We start from the raw sequence: 21,295 nt of genomic DNA on the forward strand, positions 1-21,295 counted from the left end.
AGGCCTCGACCGCGTTGACCGTTTCGGCGATCAACCGCCCGCGTCCATGGCGGTCCCTGGCCGCAGTCATCCGGCGGAATCCGCTGTACGACTTTTCAGGGAGGGGGCGGGCAAGCTGTAGCAAAAGGTGTGGATAAGGCGAAGCCAAGCACAGCCGTTGGTTGCCATCAATTACAGTTGTGCAACGATGCTTCCGACTTGGTGGGGTTGAGTATGTGGGGCGTTCGTCAGATTCGGTTCTCTTACATGGAGAGCCGTCGTGCCGCTTGATGGCGATACGGCGTTCGACGTTTTGAGCGCGCCTGCGACCCCGTTGCTCACCGCCTTCGTGGCGGTGGCGGCCTTTCTGAACATCAGCCTGGACCCCGAGCAGCTTTCCCACAGCCTGGGCGTGCCGGCCGCAGATCTTTCGCCGGGCGATCTGCTGCGACTGGCCAAGCGGCTGGAAATCCGCGCCAAGCTGGCCTCGTCCCGTGTCGATCGGATCGACCGGCTGCCGTTGCCGGCCCTGGCCCTGCGCAAGGACGGAACGTGCATGGTCCTGCTGCAGGCCCAGGGCGGCCGGCTGCTGGTCTACGACGTTGACGCCGGCCGGCCGATGGCTCTGGACGCGGTCGAGGCCGGCGCGATCCTGAGCGGCCAGTTCCTGCTGATGACCACGCGCGAGCATGTCGCGGGCGGGGCGCGCCGGTTCGACGTCAGCTGGTTCATCCCGGCCCTGGTCAAGTACCGCAATCTGCTGCGCGACGTGCTGCTGGCCTCGCTGTTCCTGCAGGTCCTGGGCCTCATCACCCCGATGTTCTTCCAGGTGGTGATCGACAAGGTCCTGGTCCACAAGAGCCTGACCACGCTGGAAGTGCTGGCCGTCGGCCTGCTGGTGGTGTCGGTCTTCGATGTCGCCATGGGCGGCTTGCGCACCTACCTGTTCTCGCACACGACCAGCCGCGTGGACGCCGAGCTCGGTTCCAAGCTCTTCTCGCACCTGACCCACCTGCCGATGGCCTATTTCCAGAGCCGGCGGGTCGGCGACTCCGTGGCGCGCGTGCGCGAACTGGAGAACATCCGCGAATTCCTGACCTCGTCGGCCCTTACGGCCGTGCTCGATCTGCTGTTCGCCTCGATCTTCCTGGCCGTGATGTGGCTCTACAGCCCCTGGCTGCTGCTGATCGTGCTGATCACCCTGCCGCTCTACGCGGCGGTGGTGCTGCTGGTCGGGCCGCCCCTGCGCCGCAAGCTCGACGAGAAGTTCGCCCGCGGGGCCGAGAACCAGTCGTTCCTGGTCGAGGCGGTGACCGGCGTCGAGACGCTGAAGGCCCTGGCGGTCGAGCCGCAGATGCAGGCCCGCTGGGAGCGGCAGCTGGCCGGCTACATCAAGTCGAGCTTCGATGCGCGGATGCTGGCCAACTGGGGCTCGCAGGCGATCCAGCTGATCAACAAGCTGGCCGGCGTGGCCTTGCTGTTCTTCGGCGCCCGGCTGGTGGTGGGCGACAACCTCACCGTCGGCGAACTGGTGGCCTTCAACATGCTGGCCGGCCAGGTCTCGGGTCCGGTGCTGCGCCTGGCGCAGCTGGCCCAGGACTTCCAGCAGGCGCGGCTGTCGGTCGAGCGGCTGGGCGACATCCTCAATTCCCCGACCGAACCGGTCGCCTCGACGTCGCGCTCGCGTCTGCCGGCCATCGAGGGCCGCATCGCGCTGGAAAAGGTGTCGTTCCGCTACAAGGCCGACGGCCCGCAGGTGCTGACCGACCTCGACCTGGAGATCGCGCCGGGCGAAGTGATAGGCGTGGTTGGGCCGTCGGGCTCGGGCAAGTCGACCCTGACCAAGCTGATCCAGCGCCTGCACACGCCCGAGCGCGGCCGTGTGCTGGTCGACGGCGTCGACCTGGCCGTGGTCGATCCGGCCTGGCTGCGCCGCCAGGTGGGCGTGGTGCTGCAGGAAAACATCCTCTTCAACCGCACGGTGCGCGAGAACATCGCCCTGGCCGATCCGGCCATGCCGATGGAGACGGTGGTGGCCGCCGCCAAGATGGCCGGCGCCCACGAGTTCGTGCTCGAACTGCCCGACGCCTACGACACGGTAATCCACGAGCGCGGGGCCAACCTGTCGGGCGGCCAGCGCCAGCGCCTGGCGATCGCCAGGGCCCTGGCCGCGCGGCCCAAGATCCTGATCTTCGACGAGGCGACTTCGGCCCTCGACGCAGAGAGCGAGGAGATCGTCCAGGCCAACCTCAAGGGCATGGCTCATGGCCGTACAGTGATCATCATCGCCCACCGCCTGTCGGCCGTGCGTCAGGCCGACCGCATCGTCACCGTCGAGCGCGGCCGCATCACCGAGATCGGCGATCACCATGAACTGCTGCGCCAGGGCGGCCGCTACGCCCAGCTCTATCGCAAGCAGATGGGCGTGACCGAGGGAGGCGCGGCGTGATCGCGACCCTGACCCGTCACTGGGACGTGCTGCAGGACAGCCTGCGCGACGCCCGCAAGGCCGAGCGGGAGAAAACCCCGCGCGACGAGACGGCCTTCCTGCCGGCCGCGCTCGAGGTGCTGGAGACCCCGCCCAATCCGATGGGCCGGGCGATCCTGTGGTTCATCATGGTCTTTCTGGCGCTGGCCCTGGCCTGGTCGATCCTGGGCAAGGTCGACGTCGTCGCCGCGGCCCAGGGCAAGACCGTGCCGCGCGGCCAGGTCAAGGTCATCCAGCCGGCCGACTACGGCGTGGTGCGGGCTCTGCACGTGGTCGAAGGGCAGAGCGTGCGCGCCGGCCAGCCGCTGATCGAGCTCGACCCCACCACCACCAGCGCCGACGTCGCCCAGGCCCGCCAGAGCCTGCTCAGCGCCGAGATCGACGCCGAACGCGCCAAGGCCCTGGTGCGCTACGCCGGCGGCGGCGGGACCGGCTTCGTCGCGCCCGGCGGGGCCGACGGCGAGACGGTCGCCACCCAGCGCGCCTTCGTCGCCGCCAAGAAGGCCGAGCAGTCGGCCATCGTCTCGGGCCTGCAGGCCGACCTTGGCCAACGCGAGGGCGAGTTGCGGATGATCGACAACGAGATCGAGAAGCTGCGCGCCCAGATCCCGCTGCTGACCGATCGCCTCGACGGCTTCAAGTCGCTGGCCCGCCAGGGCTACGCCCCGCGCATGCGTGTCTCGGAGATGGAGCAGCAGCTGGTCGGCATGCGCCAGGACCTGGCGATCCGCCACGCCGAGCGCTACAAGGCGGCCGCCGCGTTGGCCTCGGCCCGCGAGCAGCTGGCCAAGGCCCGCGGCGGCTTCTCGCGCGAGGTGCTCGACGCCCTCACCGAGGCCGAGGCCAACCGCCGCCTGCGCGGCGAAGAGCTGTCCAAGGCCAGCGAGAAGGCCCGGCTGACCGTGCTCAAGGCCCCGCAGGACGGGGTGATCCAGCAATTGCAGGTCCACACCCTGGGCGGGGTGGTCAAGCCGGCCGATCCGCTGATGGTGCTGGTGCCGCGCGGCGGCGAACTGATCGTCGAGGTCCAGCTGCTCAACCGCGACGCCGGCTTCGTCCGCGAGGGCCAGCCCGTCGAGGTCAAGCTCGAGGCCTTCCCCTTCACCCGCTACGGCGTGATCCACGGCGTGGTCGAGCACGTCAGCCGCGACGCCATCGAAGACGAGAAGCAGGGTCTCGTCTACGCGGCCATTGTCCGCCTCAGGGACCCCTGGATCTCCGTCGATGGCCGCCGCATCGCCGTCACCCCCGGCATGGCCGCGACCGCCGAAATCAAGACCGGCCGCCGGCGGATCATCAGTTACCTGCTGTCGCCACTGGCGCGAAGGGTCAAAGAGGGGGGGCGTGAACGATGACTATAAAAGCCAAACTGCGGCGCAGGTTTATCTATCTCGCCGTCTCCCTGTTCGTTGTGGGTCTGGTTTTGCTCGCCCTAGGCGCCGTCGATGGGACGTTCCGCATCAGGATGGGCGGGGGTAAGTTTAAAACCATCGCTGAAAGCAATCTTTCCGTACGGCTTGCGCCCGCGTCTTCAGTCTCATGGATGAGCGAAGGCGAGGTCGCTTTTGTGGGCGAAGATCGTAATGGAGGCGCTGGGATATATATTTGGAAAATTGACAATTCGCCGAAGATTTATCGACGCTTTGTCGATGCGGCGCATGGAAAGTACCTTTGCGCGGAAAATGGCCGCATCAGCTATTCGGAAAGCGTTGATGGAGATGGTCCGGTCATAGTGCGCTCGGGCGCGCCCGGGCGTGAAGTCGAGCAGGTATTGAGGCCATGGATCGCAGACCGAGACTTTGATTACGGCCAGCAGATCAATCAAATTGCCGTTGGAAGCACCTCGATTACGGGTAGACGGTGCAAGATATACGTAGACCCTGCGAAGCGGGGTCGTTCTTGGCTCGCAAATTACACACAGGACGCATACTTGGATCTCGGCGTTCGGTGGGCGCATGGCGCTGTGAGTTTTGAGGATATCAAAAGCGGAGATAAGAGGCCGCTGCCTATCTCCATAAGTGAAGAATCCATACTCAGTGTTGAAACTCCCTCTTGGGATGGATCCTTCTTTCTTTGGCCAAGAGGAAATTTTTCCAATCCTCAATCAGAATTTCTTGGATACCGGATTTACCGGACAGGTGCGTTCGAGAGAGTATCGGTCAAAGGTAGTTCAGCATTCTTGGATGGGAAATTTTTCCCTTACCGGGACGGATACCTTTTGGTGACCTCCGGCGGCGGAGCGCGGGGGCAGGGTGGATTGTACACCGTAGAGTCCGGAGATCTTCGAAGGAAAATAGGCGGAAACCTTGTCGCCATTTCTCTTTCGCCATCTGGTTGTCGACTTGCAGTTGCGGAATTCGCTTCGACGATACCAGAGACGTGGAACCTAAAAATCATTCAGCTTTGCGATGGTGTTCATAATGACTAATCTCAATGTGTCGTTCGCTGATCACCAAGAGATATACAAATATGTTGGCGGCGGGCCAAACGTCGTTCTTAATAATTACACGGTCGCAAGCTATTTCACAAACAAAACAAATTCAGTAGAAATATATATTCTGCGCCGAAATTCGGACGGCGCTATTGTTTTTACCGCAAAGCCGACGGTTCCGAGCGATCCGATGTCGGTTGCGAACAATCTTCAGCTGGGCTCCTACGATCTGTATGGGGAGGCGGCGGGACTTGCGGCGCAAGAGCTGGTCAGGCTCTCGGGCAACGGAGCTCGTCCGGTCTATGGTGTTGCTTGGAGTCAAGGGGGGGCAATCCTAGACAACCTCGCTCTGATGGTTAGGGAGGCCAACCCCGCGACCTTCAATGTGTTGCAGATGGAGGTGCTGAACCCTGCGCCAACGGTGCTATTTGGCGGCCGAGGCTTCACCATCGAGATGCTGGACAATCACGTCCAGAACTATCGAGGGGTCTTCGGGGATGCGCCAATTGACGGCGCGACCGGCCTCAGGCCGGGCGACCTTGTGAGCTTGTTGGGTCGACGTGCCGGCGCCATGAATGAAGTGATCATGCGCCCCATTGGGTCTGTGGTTGCTTCCCACGATCCGGGCGCGTCATTCCCGTCCAGTGAAGCCGATTGGAATGTTCGCTCGGTTCAGCAGAGCAGCACCGTCGGTGACTCGGCTCCCTTGCTCCAGGCGGTGCAGGCCGCGATGGAAGAGGTCTTCAACCCGGCCTACCCCGATAAGGCGGATGCGATCGGCCGTCTCATGCATGGCGTGGGTGAGATGGCTATGTTTTCCGCTACCGATGCGGATGCAATGAAGGCGCTACCTCGCGTGAAGCTTCTCCTGGAATCTTTGTCCAGGTTGTCCAGTGTAGATCCCGCTCTCGTCAAATACAAAGATGACATAAATAACATAGTTGCTGGGTTTAACGCTTGGGAAGCTGGAGGGTATCAGACAACTTTTTCCGGACGGCTTCAGCTTGCGGCGATGGGTTTGTCGCTCAAGGTGCTTGGCGCGAGCGAACGTGCTGTTGCTAATAATTACTCAAGAACGCGAAATCACTACAACGCATTGTTTAATGCTGCATCAAACGCTGTTGCGTCGGCGTTGGCTCTTAAAGACAAGCTGGCCGGTATAGTGGGTGACGGCATCGATTATGCCGACAAGTATGCCGACCGCTGGAGGCTGAACGCGCTGGGATATGGGAATTCGCGCGATGCTGCAGCTACCGTCCTGCTGGGATCGCTCGACGGTGTCACTGTAAACTCCAAGTCTGTGGCTCTCGGGCTTAGCTATAAAGCGGCATGGTCGCAGGGGGTTGGTCCAAACGAAGATAAAATTCTTCTGCAAATCTATGATGCGACCGGAAAAGTCGTCAATGCGGCGCTGTTCCCCTTGGAGACGCCAACGCTGCCTCTAAGCTTTCTGGGTTTCAGCGTCGAGGGGCCTGATGGCGCCTCTTTGACTGTTGGCTCGAATGGCTCTCTCTCGGGATCGTTCTACGGCAGAACTGTTTCGGCGGGGTTCAACCAGTTTTATGACTTCACGACAGATGGTGTAACGGTTGCGAGTCTGTTGGGCGATACCAGCACGACTTATTCGAACGGCATCGGCGGCGTGAATTCTACCGTCAGCAAGTTTTATGGCTTGGAGGCGAATCTATACTCGCTGGACAAGCAGTTGCGCTTGATATCGAAGGCGAAACTTAATGCAAATATAAGTATTGCTGGAGCGATTGGCGACGAAAATTGGACGTCATCGTCTGCCTATATGGGGAATAATGGATTTAGCTATACCGGTACAAATGCCGCCGGGAAAGCGGTCGTTGTTGGCTCGTTCGATATGGCGGAGGGCTACGACCCGTCGGGGTTTCAATTCTCCCGCCAATATTATGCTGAATCTGATGAATTTGTAAGAAAATATTCTAAATTGAATCTCTCCTTCATGAAGGAGGAAGATGCGACTGTTGTTAAAGTTAAAGAAAAGAGCGGATCAGAGGTATTTGAATCGTACATATCTTTCGCGCAGCTCGGGTCCATACTTGGGTCGAATATCGCGAATTTGATCGATACGGGCGATCCTTGGGGGAACCTCGCTGTCGGCACCCTGCTGTCCACCCTGGGCACCGAGATCGGTTCCGCGCTGAGCGAGCGAGAGACGCTTAAGACCGTTTCGGAACGGTTTCCGTCGGATTTGCTTGATGCGGGCGTCGGCGCGATCAGCTCATATCTATTCGCGGAGCTTGTGAATGGCCTTGGCGACAGTCTAGCGACCAAGGTAGCGACTACTGCAGCCGGCGCGGCTGTTGGTCAGATCGCCACGAACCTTCTGCATTTGGGTGAGTGGGTTGACAGCAGCGGACAGTTTCTTGCCGCGGCGAGCGCTCCTAAACCCGTCGGGGCGGTGGCGCGCGCTTGGAACACAAATGTTAAACCCACAGCTTTCAACGCTGTAGGCTCGTTCGTCGGCAGCTGGCTTGCCTCCAAAATTGTTAGTTTCGACACGGTCGGCGGGCAATTGGGGGCGGGCGTCGGTTCGGCGATTGGGTCCCTCATCGCCGTTTCCCAACTGGTTGTGGGCACCGGGGCGAGCGCCACTCTGCTTGGGGCTGAGATCGGGGTTTGGGCTGGACCGGTCGGTGCGGCCATCGGCGCCTTCGCCGGCTTCATTCTCGGCGGCCTGATCGGTTCGCTGTTTGGCGGAAAGCCCAAGTCGTGGGCCGGCCAGGGGTGGAATGCGATCTCCGGTCGGTTTGAGACGACTTGGTCCTACGCCAAAAGTGGCGGGTCTGCTGCTGGAGCGCGATCGCTCACCGACTCCGTCACGGCGGCTTTGAATGGCGTCCTTGACGCCACGGGTTCGAAGCTCACCAATCCATCATCCATCGTCCTGGCTGACTTGGGCATGCGGGGATCTTCCTTCCGCATGGGCCGCAACGGGCGCGTGGAAACCTACACACAGCTGGATGCATTGGTGGGTGACGCTGCATATTACGGCTTGCAGCAAATCGTGGGGCAACTACAGGGCGGCAATGTCTATGTGAAGCGGGCGGTCGCCGAGACGTTGTCGGGCGCAGCACCGAGCTTTGGCGAAGATTCCCGCACCGGTCTGGACGCCTCGAAGCTGGCGGGCAATCTCGAAGTCGCGACGTCCTATTCGGCTTACTTGTCGAACAGGGAAAACATTCGGGCTTTAATGCTGTCCGATCCGGATTCGCAATTCTCGGCCACGTGGACGGCCACCCTGGCGGCCGCGATCGCCCTGAACCTCGACAAGAGGAGTTACACCGATTGGGTCGGCGGCTGGAACGCCTACCTCGACGAAATTACCGACAATGCAATGGATGGCGCTGCTGTGTCGCCATCCCTCGTATACTTGACCCTTACTGGCGAAACCAAAGAGCGGACATTCGTTCTTTTCGACGAAAACATCTCTGTGCAGGCGGTGTATGGGGATACGATTGACCAGTTTGGTAAAACCCTGATCGAGGGGACCGACTCTCACGACACTATTACAATTTCAAATGACGTCCTCGCGTCGAGCGGGCTTCTCGTAGACGGGGCGGCTTCTGCCGCATCCAGTTATGTCGTTTCGATCGCCGCGAGGATCGAAGCCGGGGCCGGCGACGATATTGTTCGCGCTGGTGATCTTGGCAACGACGTGCTCGGCGGAGCCGGCAACGACAAGATTGTCGGCGGCAAGCTTGACGATTGGTTGTTTGGGGAGGACGGCGATGACGTGCTGTTCGCTGGTGACGTCCTAGCGCCAGTGACCATTGACGGCGTGGTGATGCCGGGCGCGGTGACGGCGACAGGCGAGGCGGCTAATTCGCTCACCCAGTCGGACGGCGATTTCCGGGTGGATGCTGCGATCGCTACCGCAGTCGATGGGGGAAATGGCAATCTACTCGACGGCGGGGCTGGGAACGACCGGCTCTACGGCGGCAAGGGGTCGGACTGGCTGAAGGGCGGCGATGGCGTCGACCAACTCTATGGCGGGGCCGGCGGCGACATCCTCGAGGGCGGGGCAGGGGACGACCAGGGCCCCAATGGCGTGGCCGCCATTCTCGGCGGCGCGGGCTCTGACCAGTACGTGTTCGGCTTCGGCGACGGCAAGGACGTCGTCTTCGACGAGTCCGATCCGGCCGGCGTGGCCGGCGCGACGACGGACTCGCTCTACAACCGCATCAACCAGATCAATGCTGGCGCGCTGACCCGGAACTGGGCCGGCGGCGGGTCCTATGAGGTCGACGGTTCGATCAAGGGCGGCGAGGACGCCATCGTGCTCGGCGTCGGCGTGGGTATGGAAAACCTGCGGATGCGCCGCTCGGGAACGTCCGGCGCGCCGGGCATGGACCTGATCCTCGAGCTGATGGTCAAGAACGAGGCGGGCCAGTTGACGCCTACCGGCGACGTCCTGACGATCAAGGACTGGTTCGAAAGCACCCGCAAGGTCGAGTGGTTGCGCTTCGCCAACGGCGACGAGGTGCGCATCGCCGACATCACCTCCTACATCATCGGCTCGGCAGGCCAGTCGGTGATCATCGGCACCAGCGGCGCCGACTGGATGGTCGGCACCGACGGGGCCGACAAGATGTTCGGCCTGAACGGCGACGATTTCGGGTTTGGCGGTCTGGGCAACGACCTGGTGTCGGGCGACGAAGACAACGACCTGTTGTCGGGCGGCGCGGGCGACGACATCGTCATCGGCGGCGCTGGCAACGACACCGTGCTGGGCGACGGCGGCGACGACCGCCTGTTCGGCGGCTGGGGCAGCGACCTGCTGTCCGGCGGCAAGGGCAAGGACGTGGTGATCGCCGGCCAGGGCGACGACGTGATCCGCTACGCGCGCGGCGACGGCCACGACATCCTGATGGACGGCCTGGTCGATAACTGGGAGGTGGTCTGGCAGAACGGCGCCTATCTGAACGGCTATGCGCTCGACGCCGACGCCAGGGTCGTCAAGAACGGCGAGATCTACTTCGACGGCGCCAAGTGGATCGACGGCTTCAACTACGACTACGACGACACGACCAAGACCCTGCGCAGGCACCTGGGCTCGCTGGACGGCGTGGCCAGCATCAACAGCGGCGTCGACTCCCTGGAGTTCGCCGTCGGTGTCGACATTCAGGATCTGCTGCTGCAGCGGATCGGCAACGACCTGAAGGTCGTGGTTTCGAGCGTGGACTCCAGCGTCGGCTTCAACGGCGCGGCCGACAGCATCCTCGTCAAGGACTGGTGGCTGAACAACGGAACCGAGCAGCGTCTGATCGAGAAGTTCAGCTTCGCGGCGACCGGCGTCAGCTACCTGAACGCCTACAGCATCGTGGGCGGGGCGACCGACCAGGCCGATACGCTGACCGGCGGCGACACCGGCGACTGGATCACCGGCGGCGGCGGTGACGACGTCATCGACGGCGGGGCCGGCAACGACCTGATCACCGGCGGCGACGGCAACGACTTCATCAAGGGCGGCAATGGCGTCGACGTCATTTACGGCGGCGCCGGCGACGATGTCCTCGAGGGAGGCGGCGACAGCGACTACCTGTTCGGGGGCACGGGCGAGGACCTGGCGTCCTACGCCTCGGCCATCAATGGCGTGCGGGCCTATCTCGACGCCAACTGGGCCAACACCAGCGGGGCGAAGGGCGACGTCTACTCTGAGATTGAGGGCATCGAAGGCACGGCCCACGCCGACCGCCTGGCGGGCTCGGACGACGACAACCGCATGATCGCGGGCAAGGGCACCGACCGGATCTGGGGCGGGGCCGGCGACGACATCTACGAGTTCAACCGCGACGACGGCGCGGACACGATCTACGAGGGCGTGCTGGTCGTCGAGGAAGTGCTCGACGTGAACGGCGTGCTGAACAGCGCCTTCGTGGCCGAGTGGACGTTCCTGCAGTACGGTCCGGCGACCGACGTGGCCGGCAGCTTCTACCAGTATCAACTGGTCGTCCGCCGGGTTTCCGACAGCGCCGTGGTCTATGAGAGCCGAGCGGGGGTGGATTTCCTTTATTCCGGTCCCCAGGGCGCTGCGCCCGCGGGGGCGGCGTGGCCCTACAACAACCAGCAATGGAAGGGGACGGCCTCGCGCACCGGCAACGGGTTGCAGGTCGCCAACGAATGGATCGACGCCGGCGACGGCGGTTCCGACACCCTGGCCATGGGCGACGGCATCAGCTTCTCGAGCCTGACGATCACCCGCGGCAGCGCGGGCCTGAAGGTGGCGCTGGACAGCAACAACCATGTCACCATCAACACCCAGGCCAGGGCCGGCGGCGAGATCGAGACCCTGCTGCTGGCCGACGGCCAGTCGGCCGATCTGACCAAGCTGCGGCTGGTGGGAGAGGCGGCGACCGAAGAGGGCGACTTGGTCTTCGGCACGGGCAACGCCGACACCCTTTTCGGCCAGGGCGGCAATGACGTCATCTCGGGCGGCGCCAACAACGACAAGCTCTACGGCGGCGCCGGCGACGATGTCCTTGAGGGCGGCCTCGGGGCCGACCTCCTCGACGGCGGGTCCGACAGCCAGACCGAGGGCCAGGCGGCGACGGCTGGCGCTGGCTGGGGCGACACCATCCGCTATGTCACCAGCGACGCGGCGGTGACGATCGACCTGGCGGCCGGCACGGTCGCCGGCGGTCACGCTCAGGGCGACACCATCGTCATGACGGGCGGGGTCAGCACCATCGAGCACGTGGTTGGCTCGAGCGGTTTCGGCGACGTGCTGTCGGGCGACGCTCGCGGCAACCGGCTGTTCGGCCTTGGCGGCAACGACACCCTGGATGGCCGTGACGGCGACGACGTTCTCGTGGGCGGCGACGGCGACGACACCCTGCTCGGCGGCGCCGGGGTGGACGCCTTGTCTGGCGATGCGGGCAACGACTACATGCTCGGCGGCGCGGGCAACGACATCGTGGCCGGGGGCGCGGGCAACGACATCATCGACGGCGGCGAGGGTGACGACCAACTCACCGGCGACGACGGTGACGACGAAATCTACGGCCACACTGGCAACGACAAGCTCTCCGGCGGGGCTGGCAATGACCAGTTGAATGGTGACGACGGCGACGACGAACTGGTCGGCGGCGATGGTGACGACGCGCTCGGCGGGGGCGCTGGCAACGACACGCTCATTGGCGGCGCAGGCGACGACTTTCTGGACGGCGGCACAGGCAAGGATACCTATGTATTCGACGCCAATTCCGGCGACGATGTTGTAGCCGGACATACTGGAACCAGCGCGCAGATCGTCCTTAAGGGCGTCTCGGCCGATCAGGTCTGGCTCAGCCTGTCCGGCTCCAACCTGATCATTACTGTCTTGGGCGGCGACACGCGAATTACGGTGAGCGGCGGCCCAAGCGGCTGGCTCAGTTCAAATGTGCAATCGATCGTGCTCGACGACCGCACGCTCTACATCAATGGCTACACGCCTTATCTGAACGCGATGCAGGCGGCCTCGGCCGTCGTGCCGACGACCATGCCTCAGTCGGTCAAGGATCTCATCCCGACCTATTGGCGCATAAACGGCGAGGGGCCGCCGGTGGTGGTGAGCGAGCAGAGCTACACCCTCGTGGAAGATACGCCCTTCTGGGGCAACGCGACGAAGTACGACCACTACGGAAACACCCCGAGCTATGCCGTCGTCGAGCAGGGGGAGAAGGGCGCCGCGACCATCAATGCGTACGGGAATTGGAGCTACAGTCCCGGTTTCAACGCCAATGGTTCGGATAGCTTCATCATCGAGAGCGTCGACGCCAGCGGGTTCAAATCTCGCCAGACGGTCCACGTCAACATCACCCCGGTGAACGACGCGCCCATCTGGATGAACCTGACGGAGCCTGGCGTCGCCGAGGGGCCGCTCGCGAACCGAACGTTCGCGCAGGTGCAGTCCAGCGACCCCGATGACCCGGTCGAAAGCCTTGTGTTCAGCCTGCTCGACGACGCCGGCGGTCGGTTCGAGATCTCGCCGACCGGCGCGCTCAGCGTCCGCGAAGGCGTCGTCCTCGACCGTGAGGCCCAGTCCCAACACCGGATCAAGGTGCGAGTTTCGGACCCGCACGGCGCGGTGATGGAGGTCTACTGGACCATCTACGTCTACGACGTGAACGAGGCGCCTTCGATCACTACGGCCTGGTCCGGCGTTGACGAGAACAAGGCGGCGGGAACCGCGGCGGCCTTGCTGACCGTCACCGATCCAGACGCTCTGGATACAGTCACGCTGACGCTCCTGGATGGTGCTGGCGGCCGCTTCACGCTGGTGGGCAACGAACTGCGCACCACGAGGGCCTTCAACTACGAGGCTGGCGAGACGGGCTATGACGTCACTGTAAAGGCGACCGACCGTCAGGGGCTGTCTCAGACCCTGACGCTGCGCATCGACGTGCGCAACGTCAACGAAGCCCCGGCGGGGCTGACTTCGGCGGCGCCGTTGCGCGTGGCCGAGAACGCCCTGGGCGCCACGGTCGGCCAGTTCTTGGCGGCAGACCCGGACGGCGACCCGCTCATCTACACGCTGGATGAGACCTCGCCGTACTTCGAGCTGACGTCGAACGGGGTGCTGAAGACCTCGACCTCGGCCGTTCTCGACTACGAGGCGGCGGCAACGCGCCAGGTTAAGGTCCGGGTCACCGACACAAACGGGCTGTCGATGGTGCAGACCTTCACTGTGACCATCGACAACGTCAACGAGGCGCCGAACCGCCCCGTCGTGGCGTCGGGCCCGGGCTTGCTCGCGGGCGAGGGCGCGCTGGCCGGTGGGGCGACGATCGCCACCTTCACGCTCAGCGACCCGGATGGGACGACGCCGAGCCTGGCGATCGTGGGTGGCGGCGCCGCCGCCAACTTCTTCGAGGTGAATGGCGCTTCGATCCGCCTCAAGGCCGGCATGAGCCTGGATTTCGAGGCCCTGGTCGCCGCCGGTTGGCAACTCACCGACAGCGATCAGGACGGTTTGCGTGAGGCGACGCTGAACTTGACGGTCGAGGCGCGTGATGGAGCGCTCAACTCGGCCACCACGACGGTCGCCGTGCGCGTGGAAGACGTCAACGAACGCCCGACCGACCTCAGTCTTGCGTTTGCGGGCCTGGGCATCGTCGAGGGCGATCGCATCGGGGCGGAAACGCCCGAAGCGGTCAAGGTCGGGGTGCTCAGCGGCGTGGATCCTGACCTCGAGTCCAGCGGCGCCTTGGCCAGCCTGTCATTCAGCACCTCCGACGCCCGTTTCGAAATCCGCAACGGCAACGAACTCTGGATGAAGGCCTCGGCCAGGGCCTCGCTCGATTTCGAAACCGCCGCCACGACGACGGTGGCGGTGACGGTCACCGACAAGGCGGGGGCCAGCGACGGCCTCAGCCTGAGCAAGAGCTTCACCATCAACGTGCTCGATCGCGACGACGTGCTGATCGGCACCGTCGCGGGAGAGACGCTGAACGGTCAGTCCGGCCGCGACATCATCTACGGCCTTGGCGGCGCCGACGTGCTGCAGGGGCTGGCGGGCAACGACGACCTGTACGGCGGCGACGGCGCCGACGACATCCGCGGCGGGGTGGGCGCCGACAAGCTCTACGGCGAACTCGGCGACGACAACCTGCGCGGCGAGGACGGCGACGACCTGCTGGACGGCGGAGTGGGCGCCGACAAGCTCTACGGCGGAGCCGGCCGCGACCAGCTCTGGGGCGGCGACGGCGACGACGTGATCGAGGCCGGCGACGGCGACGACCGCATCACCGACTGGACCGGCGACATCTGGAACAAGCCCGTCAACGGCTTCGTCCGGGCCGGGGAGGGCAACGACGTCATCATTGACGGGGCCGGTCAAGATGCATCCTGGGGCGAGGGCGGCGACGACATCTACGTCGTCCACCAGGATGGCGGCGCGACCATCGACACCTTCGATGGCGGCGCGGGCTCCAACACGGTTTCGTACTCGACCTTCACCGCAGGCTTCAGCCTCGATCTCAGCAACCGCCTGGCCTCCGACGCGAACGTCGTCGTCGGCTATGGCGACCATTTCCTGAACGTCCAGCACGTCATCGGCTCTGGCTTCGACGACAACATCGGCGGCGATGCCAACGCCAACGTGCTGACCGGCGGTAGCGGCAACGACACCGTCGCGGGGCGTGCCGGCAACGACGTGCTCGAAGGGGGCGCCGGCAACGATACGCTGTACGGCGGCACTGGCGACGATCGCCTCTATGGCGGCGACGGCGACGACTATCTGGCGGCGGAATCCGGCAACGACGTCCTCGACGGGGGCGCTGGCAACGACACCCTGATCGGCGGCGACGACAGCGACACCTACCTGCTGGATGTCAATTCCGGCGCCGACACGATCTACAACTACGACCCAAGCGGCGACGACATCGACGTGCTGGGCTACAAGGACATCAACCGCGAAAGCCTGTGGTTCCAGCGCAGCGGCAACGATCTGGTCGTGTCGGTGATCGGAACCACCGTCGTCACGACGATCAAGGACTGGTACTTGGTTGCTTCGGCGAACGATCGCGCCAACTACAAGATCGACTTCATCATCAGCGGCGAACACTACGCCAAGGAGATCAACGCCGAAGGCCTGGTCGACCTGATGAGCGGTCATGCCAAGCCGACGACCCAGGCGGCCTACGACGCCCTGCGCCAGGACGCGATCTTCAACGCGCGCTGGATCGGCTACTGGGACGGCAACAGCGCGCCGACGATCAGCACGATCGCCAACCAGAGCATCGCCGAGGACGGCTCGGTGGTGATCAGCATCGTCGTCACCGACGATCTGGCCCCGCCGCAGGGGGTGACGGTCACGGCCAAGGCGGTCGATCCCAACAACGCCAACACCGAAGACACGCGCATCATCGGCACGCCGACGATCAGCGCGCCGGACAATCAGGGCAACCGCACGATCACCATCGTCGCCAAGCCCAACGCTTCGGGCTTGGCGGCGGTGAAGCTGATCGCCGAGGATCCGGGCGGGGTGAAGAGCGAGCGGGTGTTCCAGGTGATGGTCAACGCCGTCGCCGACGCGCCCTCGATCGGGCAGGCGCGCCCGCTCGGCAATACCCTCGACGCCGGCTCGCTGGCGCTCGACATTCAGGCGGGCCTGACCGACCTCGACGGTTCCGAGACGCTGGAGATCCGCATCTCCAACATTCCGGCCAGCCTGGGTCTCAACAAGGGAACCAACCTGGGCGGCGGCGTCTGGTCGCTGAGCCCCGCGCAGCTGTCGGGTCTGGCCCTGGTCGGTCCGGCGAACTGGGCGGCCGACCTGGTCGGCGCCGCGGCGCTGACCGTGACGGCGATCTCAAAGGAGACATCCAACGGCTCGACCGCCAGCGTCACGCGTACGCTGGAAGTGCCCATCAACGCCCGGCCCACGGGCGTTTCGGTGAGCAGCGGCGCGCTCACCATCGCCGAGCACACGGCCGAAGCGCCGCTGGCGGCCAATCAGTCGGTGGCGACGCTTCTCGGCGTCGACCCGGACGGCGATACGCTGACCTATCGACTGATCGATCGTGGCGACGGCTGGGGCGTGGGGGGCAATGGCCGCTTTGTCATCGGCACGAGCGACGGCGTGCTGCGGGTCAACGATCGCGCCGGCGTCGACTACGAGTCCAACCCCACCGTAAAGATCTGGGTCGAGGTCTCCGACGCCTCGGGCCTGACTTACGTCAAGGACTTCACGGTCAACGTCACCAACGTCAACGAGCGTCCGACAAACCCGGACGTCAGCCAGGTCGCGAACATCCGCAATGAGGGCGTCACCAGCGACACGCTGATCGCGACGTTCTCGGCCACAGACCCGGACGGCACGACGCCGGGCTATGTCGATGTCTTCGATCGGTTCGACTGGTTCTACATCTCCGGCAACCAGCTGCGCCTGAGGGCGGGCGTCAACGTCGACTTTGAAGCTTTGAAGGGTCTGGCCGACAGCCAGCTGATCATCAGCGACAGCGACAGCGACGGCCGTTACGAGGCGGCGCTGGCGATCACCGTGCGCTCGACGGACGGGACGCTGCAGTCCGATGCGGCCGCTCAGATCTGGTATCGTTTCGAGGACGCCAACGACGCGCCGACCGACATCACCGTCGGCGGCAGCCTCTCGGTGGCCGAGAACACCGGCGCCGGCACGGTTGTGGGCGTCTTCTCCCGCACCGATCCCGACACGACGGACGGCGCGACCTACAGCATCGTCAGCGGCGCCAGCCCGTTCGTCTTCAATGGCGCGACCTTGGTGGTCAACGGCGGTCTGGATTATGAGGCGGTGGATTCCTACGATCTGACCATCCGCGTTACCGACAGTCACGGCGCCTATTACGACAAGGTGTTCACGGTCGGGCTTACCAACGTCAACGAGGCGCCGACGGATATCTGGTCCGATCGTCCGCTGACTTTCAGCGAAGGCATCGGCCCTGAAACCGGTATCGCCTGGTTCGGCGGAGCCGACCCCGAAAACGCCATAGCCCGCTATGAGCTGCTCGACAGCGCCGGGGGGCGTTTCTCCCTCGACGCCATCGGGCTGCTGCGGGTTGCAGGCGGCGCGCTCGACTACGAGGCGTGGTCTACGGGCAACATCTTGGTGCGAGCCGTGGACGCGGGCGGTCTGACCTACGACAAGTGGTTCAAGGTCAACGTCACCAACGTCAACGAAGCTCCGACGAACATCTGGAGCGACCGTCCGCTCGTCTTCAATGAGGGGATCGGCGCGGAGACGGGGATCGCCTGGTTTGGCGGGGCCGATCCCGAAAACGCCATTGCCCGATACGAGTTGCTCGACAGCGCCGGTGGGCGTTTCACCCTCGACGCCAGCGGGTTGCTGCGGGTCGGCGCCAGCGCGCTCAACTACGAGTCCTGGTCGACGGCCAACATTCTGGTGCGGGCTGTCGACGCTGGCGGCCTGACTTACGACAAGTGGTTCACGGTCAATGTCGCCGACGTCAACGAGGCGCCTACCGACATCTGGGCAGACCGCCCGCTGGTCTTCAGCGAAGGCATCGGCGTGGAGACGGGCATTGCCTGGTTCGGCGCGGCCGATCCTGAGAACGCCATCGCCCGGTATGAGCTGCTCGACAGCGCCGGGGGGCGTTTCTCCCTCGACGCCAACGGGTTCCTGCGGGTCGCGGGCAGCGCGCTCAACTACGAATCCTGGACGTCAGCCAACATTCTGGTGCGGGCGGTGGACGCCGGCGGCGCGGTCTTGGACAAGTGGTTCACGGTCAACGTCGCCGACGTCAACGAAGCGCCGACCATCTCGGGCGGAACCTTCTCGATCGCCGAGAACGCGAGCCCAGGCTCTTTCGGCGTGCTTTCGATCAGTGATCCCGACAAGGCCGACACGGACAACGCCAAGCTGCGCTTCACCCTGTCGGGGGCGGGGGCCGAGAAGTTCGCGATCGATGCGAACGGCGTCATCAGCTTCCACACCGGATCGATCGACTACGAGCACGAGCCGCACACCTACAATCTGCAGGTGGTCGCCACCGACCAGAGCGGCGCGGGCCTGTCCTCGCAGCCTGTCGACGTGACGATCAACGTCACGAACGTCAACGAGGCGCCGATCATCACGATCGGCGAGCGGCACCTGGAGCTTGGCAAGGTCTACAGCGTCTATGCCGTGCTCGACGGCAAGTCCCGGTCCGGCGGCGAAAACCTCAACTGGACGGTCACGTCGTTGTTCGGGAATGTCTGGGATCGCTCCAAACCCGCTGTTGGCGTCAAGATCGCCAACAAGGACGTCTTCGAGGTCCTGGCCGCGCAGTACGTCAATAACTGGCCCGAACCGGTGGAGTACCATGCCGAATACGGCTTCACGCTCCGCGCCGAGGACCAGTATGGCGACTACGGGGATTACCGGCTCCAGTTCAGCTACGGCTGGCTGACCTTCGCCGCGCCGATCGTTCTCGATCTCGACGGCGACGGCGTTAATCTGCCCAGCGCCAGGCAGAGCTTCGTGATGATGGACCAGACCGGCCAGGGCGACGTCCGGGCGATGGGCTGGGTGTCGTCGGGCGACGGCCTGCTGGCGCTCGACCGCAACGGCGACGGCCGGATCGGCGACGTTACCGAGATCTCGTTCACCTCCGACGCCCCCGAGGCGGTTTCCGACCTGGAGGGACTGCGCGCTTACGACAGCAACGGCAACGGCCTCCTCGACGCCGGGGACGAGCGTTTCGGCGAATTCAAGGTCTGGCGTGACCTCAACAGCGACGGGGTCAGCGACGAGGGCGAGCTGATGAGCCTGGCCGAGGCCGGGGTGACCGCCATCAACCTGACCCTCGAGACCGTCTCGCCGCAGGCCGATCCGCGGGACAGCTACCTCTACGGCACGACGGGCTACCTGCGCGCCGACGGCACGTGGGGTGCGGTGGGCGACGCCGCGTTGGCCGTGCTTGAGCCTCCCAAGCTGACGTTGACGCAGATCGAGCCGGAAGAGGTTGCGGCCTCGACCGGTGAAGGCGGCGAGCAGGACGCCGGGCTGCTGCCGCCCATCGTCATCGATCTTGACGGCGACGGCGTCGAGCTTGTCTCGCGCTCGGCCTCGACAGTGCGCTTCGACGTGCAGGGCGACGGTCGGACGGTCCGGACCGGCTGGGTCGGCAAGGATGATGCGTTCCTCGCCCTCGACCGCAACGGCGACGGCGTCATCGGATCCGGGGCGGAGATCTCGTTCGTCCAGGATCTGGCCGGCGCGACCAGCGACCTGGAGGGCCTGGCGGCTTACGACACCGACGGCAGCGGTCAGTTGGACGTGGGCGATGCGCGTTTCGGCGACTTCCTGGTCTGGCAGGACGCCAATCAGGACGGCGTCAGCCAGGCCGGCGAGCTTCGGCGGTTGAGCGAGGTCGGCATCGTCGCGCTCGACCTGACCGGAACCAAGACGGGCGCCGGCGTGGCGGGGGCTCAGGACAACGTCGTCCTGGCGCATTCGAACGTCCAGCTCGAGGACGGCTCGTACCTGGCCGTGGGCGACGTCATGCTCTCCTACGACTTGAACCAGGAGCCCTCGGCCCGACCGCTGAGCGACGAGGCTGTGCTCGAGACCTCCGAACCGGATGCTCTTCTGACGTCCCGGCGTCCGTCGAGCGCGCTCTTCGGCGATGGCCAGGCGTTGGCTCATGCCTGGCGCGAGCCGCTGGCCGAGGAGGAGGCCCTGCTGAGCCGGCGCGACGCCTCCGTCTCCGCCGAGCTGGTGTCCGAAGCCGCCGCCGACACGTCCGTCGCGTCGAAGACGGCCGAGGAGCAGAAAGGGGCGCAGGAAGAAAAGCCGCTCGATCAGATCGATCGCTCGTCGTCTTCCCCGACCAAGTCCCAGCAGGCGCGCCAGGCTTCGGGCGAGGACTTCACCCCGCCGCACGCCGACGAGCCGTGGGCCCAGGGCGCGGGCGCCGATCCTGCTCTGCTCGCCGCCCTGGCGCCGAACCGTCCGGGCAGCGCGGATCTGTCCGCGCTGCTGCAGGCGGGCGATCTGTCGGGGGCGGGCCTGTCGACCGCCGACTACGACTCGCTGATCGGGACGCAGGCTCTGTCGGCGCTGGACGGCGGCCTGTCGCTGGCCCAGAAGAACCGTCTGAAGATGGTGCAGGCCATGGCCGGCTTCACCGTCGACGAGGGCGCATTCGGTCCGGACGCATTGCGCGCCGGCCACGCCCAATCCCTGGCGCTGCTTACGGCGCTGCCTGATGTTCGAGCGTCCTGATGACCATTGCAGCTTCCATTTCTTCCGATCAGAGCCACGGTGCGCCCCGCACCGTGGCCGAGGCCCTCGGTCAGATCGTCTGGCTGCTCAGCCAGTCGCCCCTGCACCGTGAACTGAAGATCAAGGCGCTGGAGTGGTCGTTCATACCGGCCGTCGTCAGCGAGCAGTTCCGCATCTTCCGTTTCGGGCCCACCCCGGGGCTGAGCGATGCGGATCCTGCGGAGTTCGCTAAGTTCGGCGTGACCCGCGAGGGCCTGGAGAGCCTGCCCCTGGGCGTGGCGATCTGGGCCAACCTGTCGGCGGCGGCCGAGGCCAAGCTGGAGGCCGGCGAGCCTCTGGAGGCCGCCGACTGGACCTCCGGCGATCGGCTCTGGCTGGTCGAGATGATCTCGCCGTTCGCGACGGCGGAGAACAAGCTCACCGAGATCATGCTGCTGGACCTGATCAACGGCCCGTTCGCCAACCGGGTCGTCAGCCTGCACCGCACCGATTCCCAGACCGGCGAGCGCAAACGCGTCACCCTCGGCGGCGCTGCGGCCTCCTGAGTGGAGTTACGGGCGGTTCGACCGGTGGCAGCCGCCCGCCACCTTTAGAGCGACGGTTCGCTATCCACGCCCATCCAAACCCCGCGCCGTCGCGGCCTGTCCGTCAGGAGCTCAGCCCCGGGGACGTTTCGCGAGGTTTT

5 protein-coding genes are annotated in these 21,295 nt (G+C 64.7%); all 5 read left to right on the top strand.

All coding sequences use genetic code 11. The features are described from left to right. The first annotated feature begins 259 nt into the window (after positions 1-259). A complete protein-coding gene (locus DDF62_RS14790; RefSeq protein ID WP_279629667.1) occupies positions 260-2,428 on the top strand; it encodes a type I secretion system permease/ATPase in 2,169 nt (722 codons plus the stop codon). Next, a complete protein-coding gene (locus tag DDF62_RS14795; protein WP_116489802.1) occupies positions 2,425-3,822 on the top strand; it encodes an HlyD family type I secretion periplasmic adaptor subunit in 1,398 nt (465 codons plus the stop codon). The genes DDF62_RS14790 and DDF62_RS14795 overlap by 4 nt, the downstream gene beginning before the upstream one ends. Continuing rightward, positions 3,819-4,895, top strand: coding sequence for a hypothetical protein (locus DDF62_RS25390; protein ID WP_133244931.1), 1,077 nt, complete (start codon positions 3,819-3,821; stop codon positions 4,893-4,895). Before DDF62_RS14795 ends, DDF62_RS25390 begins: the two co-directional genes overlap by 4 nt. A 193-nt stretch (positions 4,896-5,088) precedes the next feature. Further along, the gene (locus tag DDF62_RS26220) at positions 5,089-20,610 is read left to right on the top strand and encodes a cadherin domain-containing protein (protein ID WP_244286826.1); all 15,522 of its coding nucleotides are present in this window, start codon (positions 5,089-5,091) and stop codon (positions 20,608-20,610) included. After that, positions 20,610-21,155 carry a toxin-activating lysine-acyltransferase gene (locus DDF62_RS14805; protein WP_116489804.1) on the top strand — a complete coding sequence of 182 codons (546 nt, stop codon included), beginning with the start codon at positions 20,610-20,612 and terminating at the stop codon, positions 21,153-21,155. Before DDF62_RS26220 ends, DDF62_RS14805 begins: the two co-directional genes overlap by 1 nt. Positions 21,156-21,295 lie beyond the last annotated feature (140 nt).

Origin of the sequence: Caulobacter radicis (genome assembly GCF_003094615.1) — a bacterium.
Classification (GTDB): domain Bacteria; phylum Pseudomonadota; class Alphaproteobacteria; order Caulobacterales; family Caulobacteraceae; genus Caulobacter; species Caulobacter radicis.

What these genes read in the sequence shown, in the direction of transcription:
- DDF62_RS25390 (WP_133244931.1), top strand. Translation starts at nt 3,819, where the DNA reads ATGACTATAAAAGCCAAACTGCGGCGCAGGTTTATCTATCTCGCCGTC.
- DDF62_RS26220 (WP_244286826.1), top strand. Translation starts at nt 5,089, where the DNA reads ATGTCGGTTGCGAACAATCTTCAGCTGGGCTCCTACGATCTGTATGGG.
- DDF62_RS14805 (WP_116489804.1), top strand. Translation starts at nt 20,610, where the DNA reads ATGACCATTGCAGCTTCCATTTCTTCCGATCAGAGCCACGGTGCGCCC.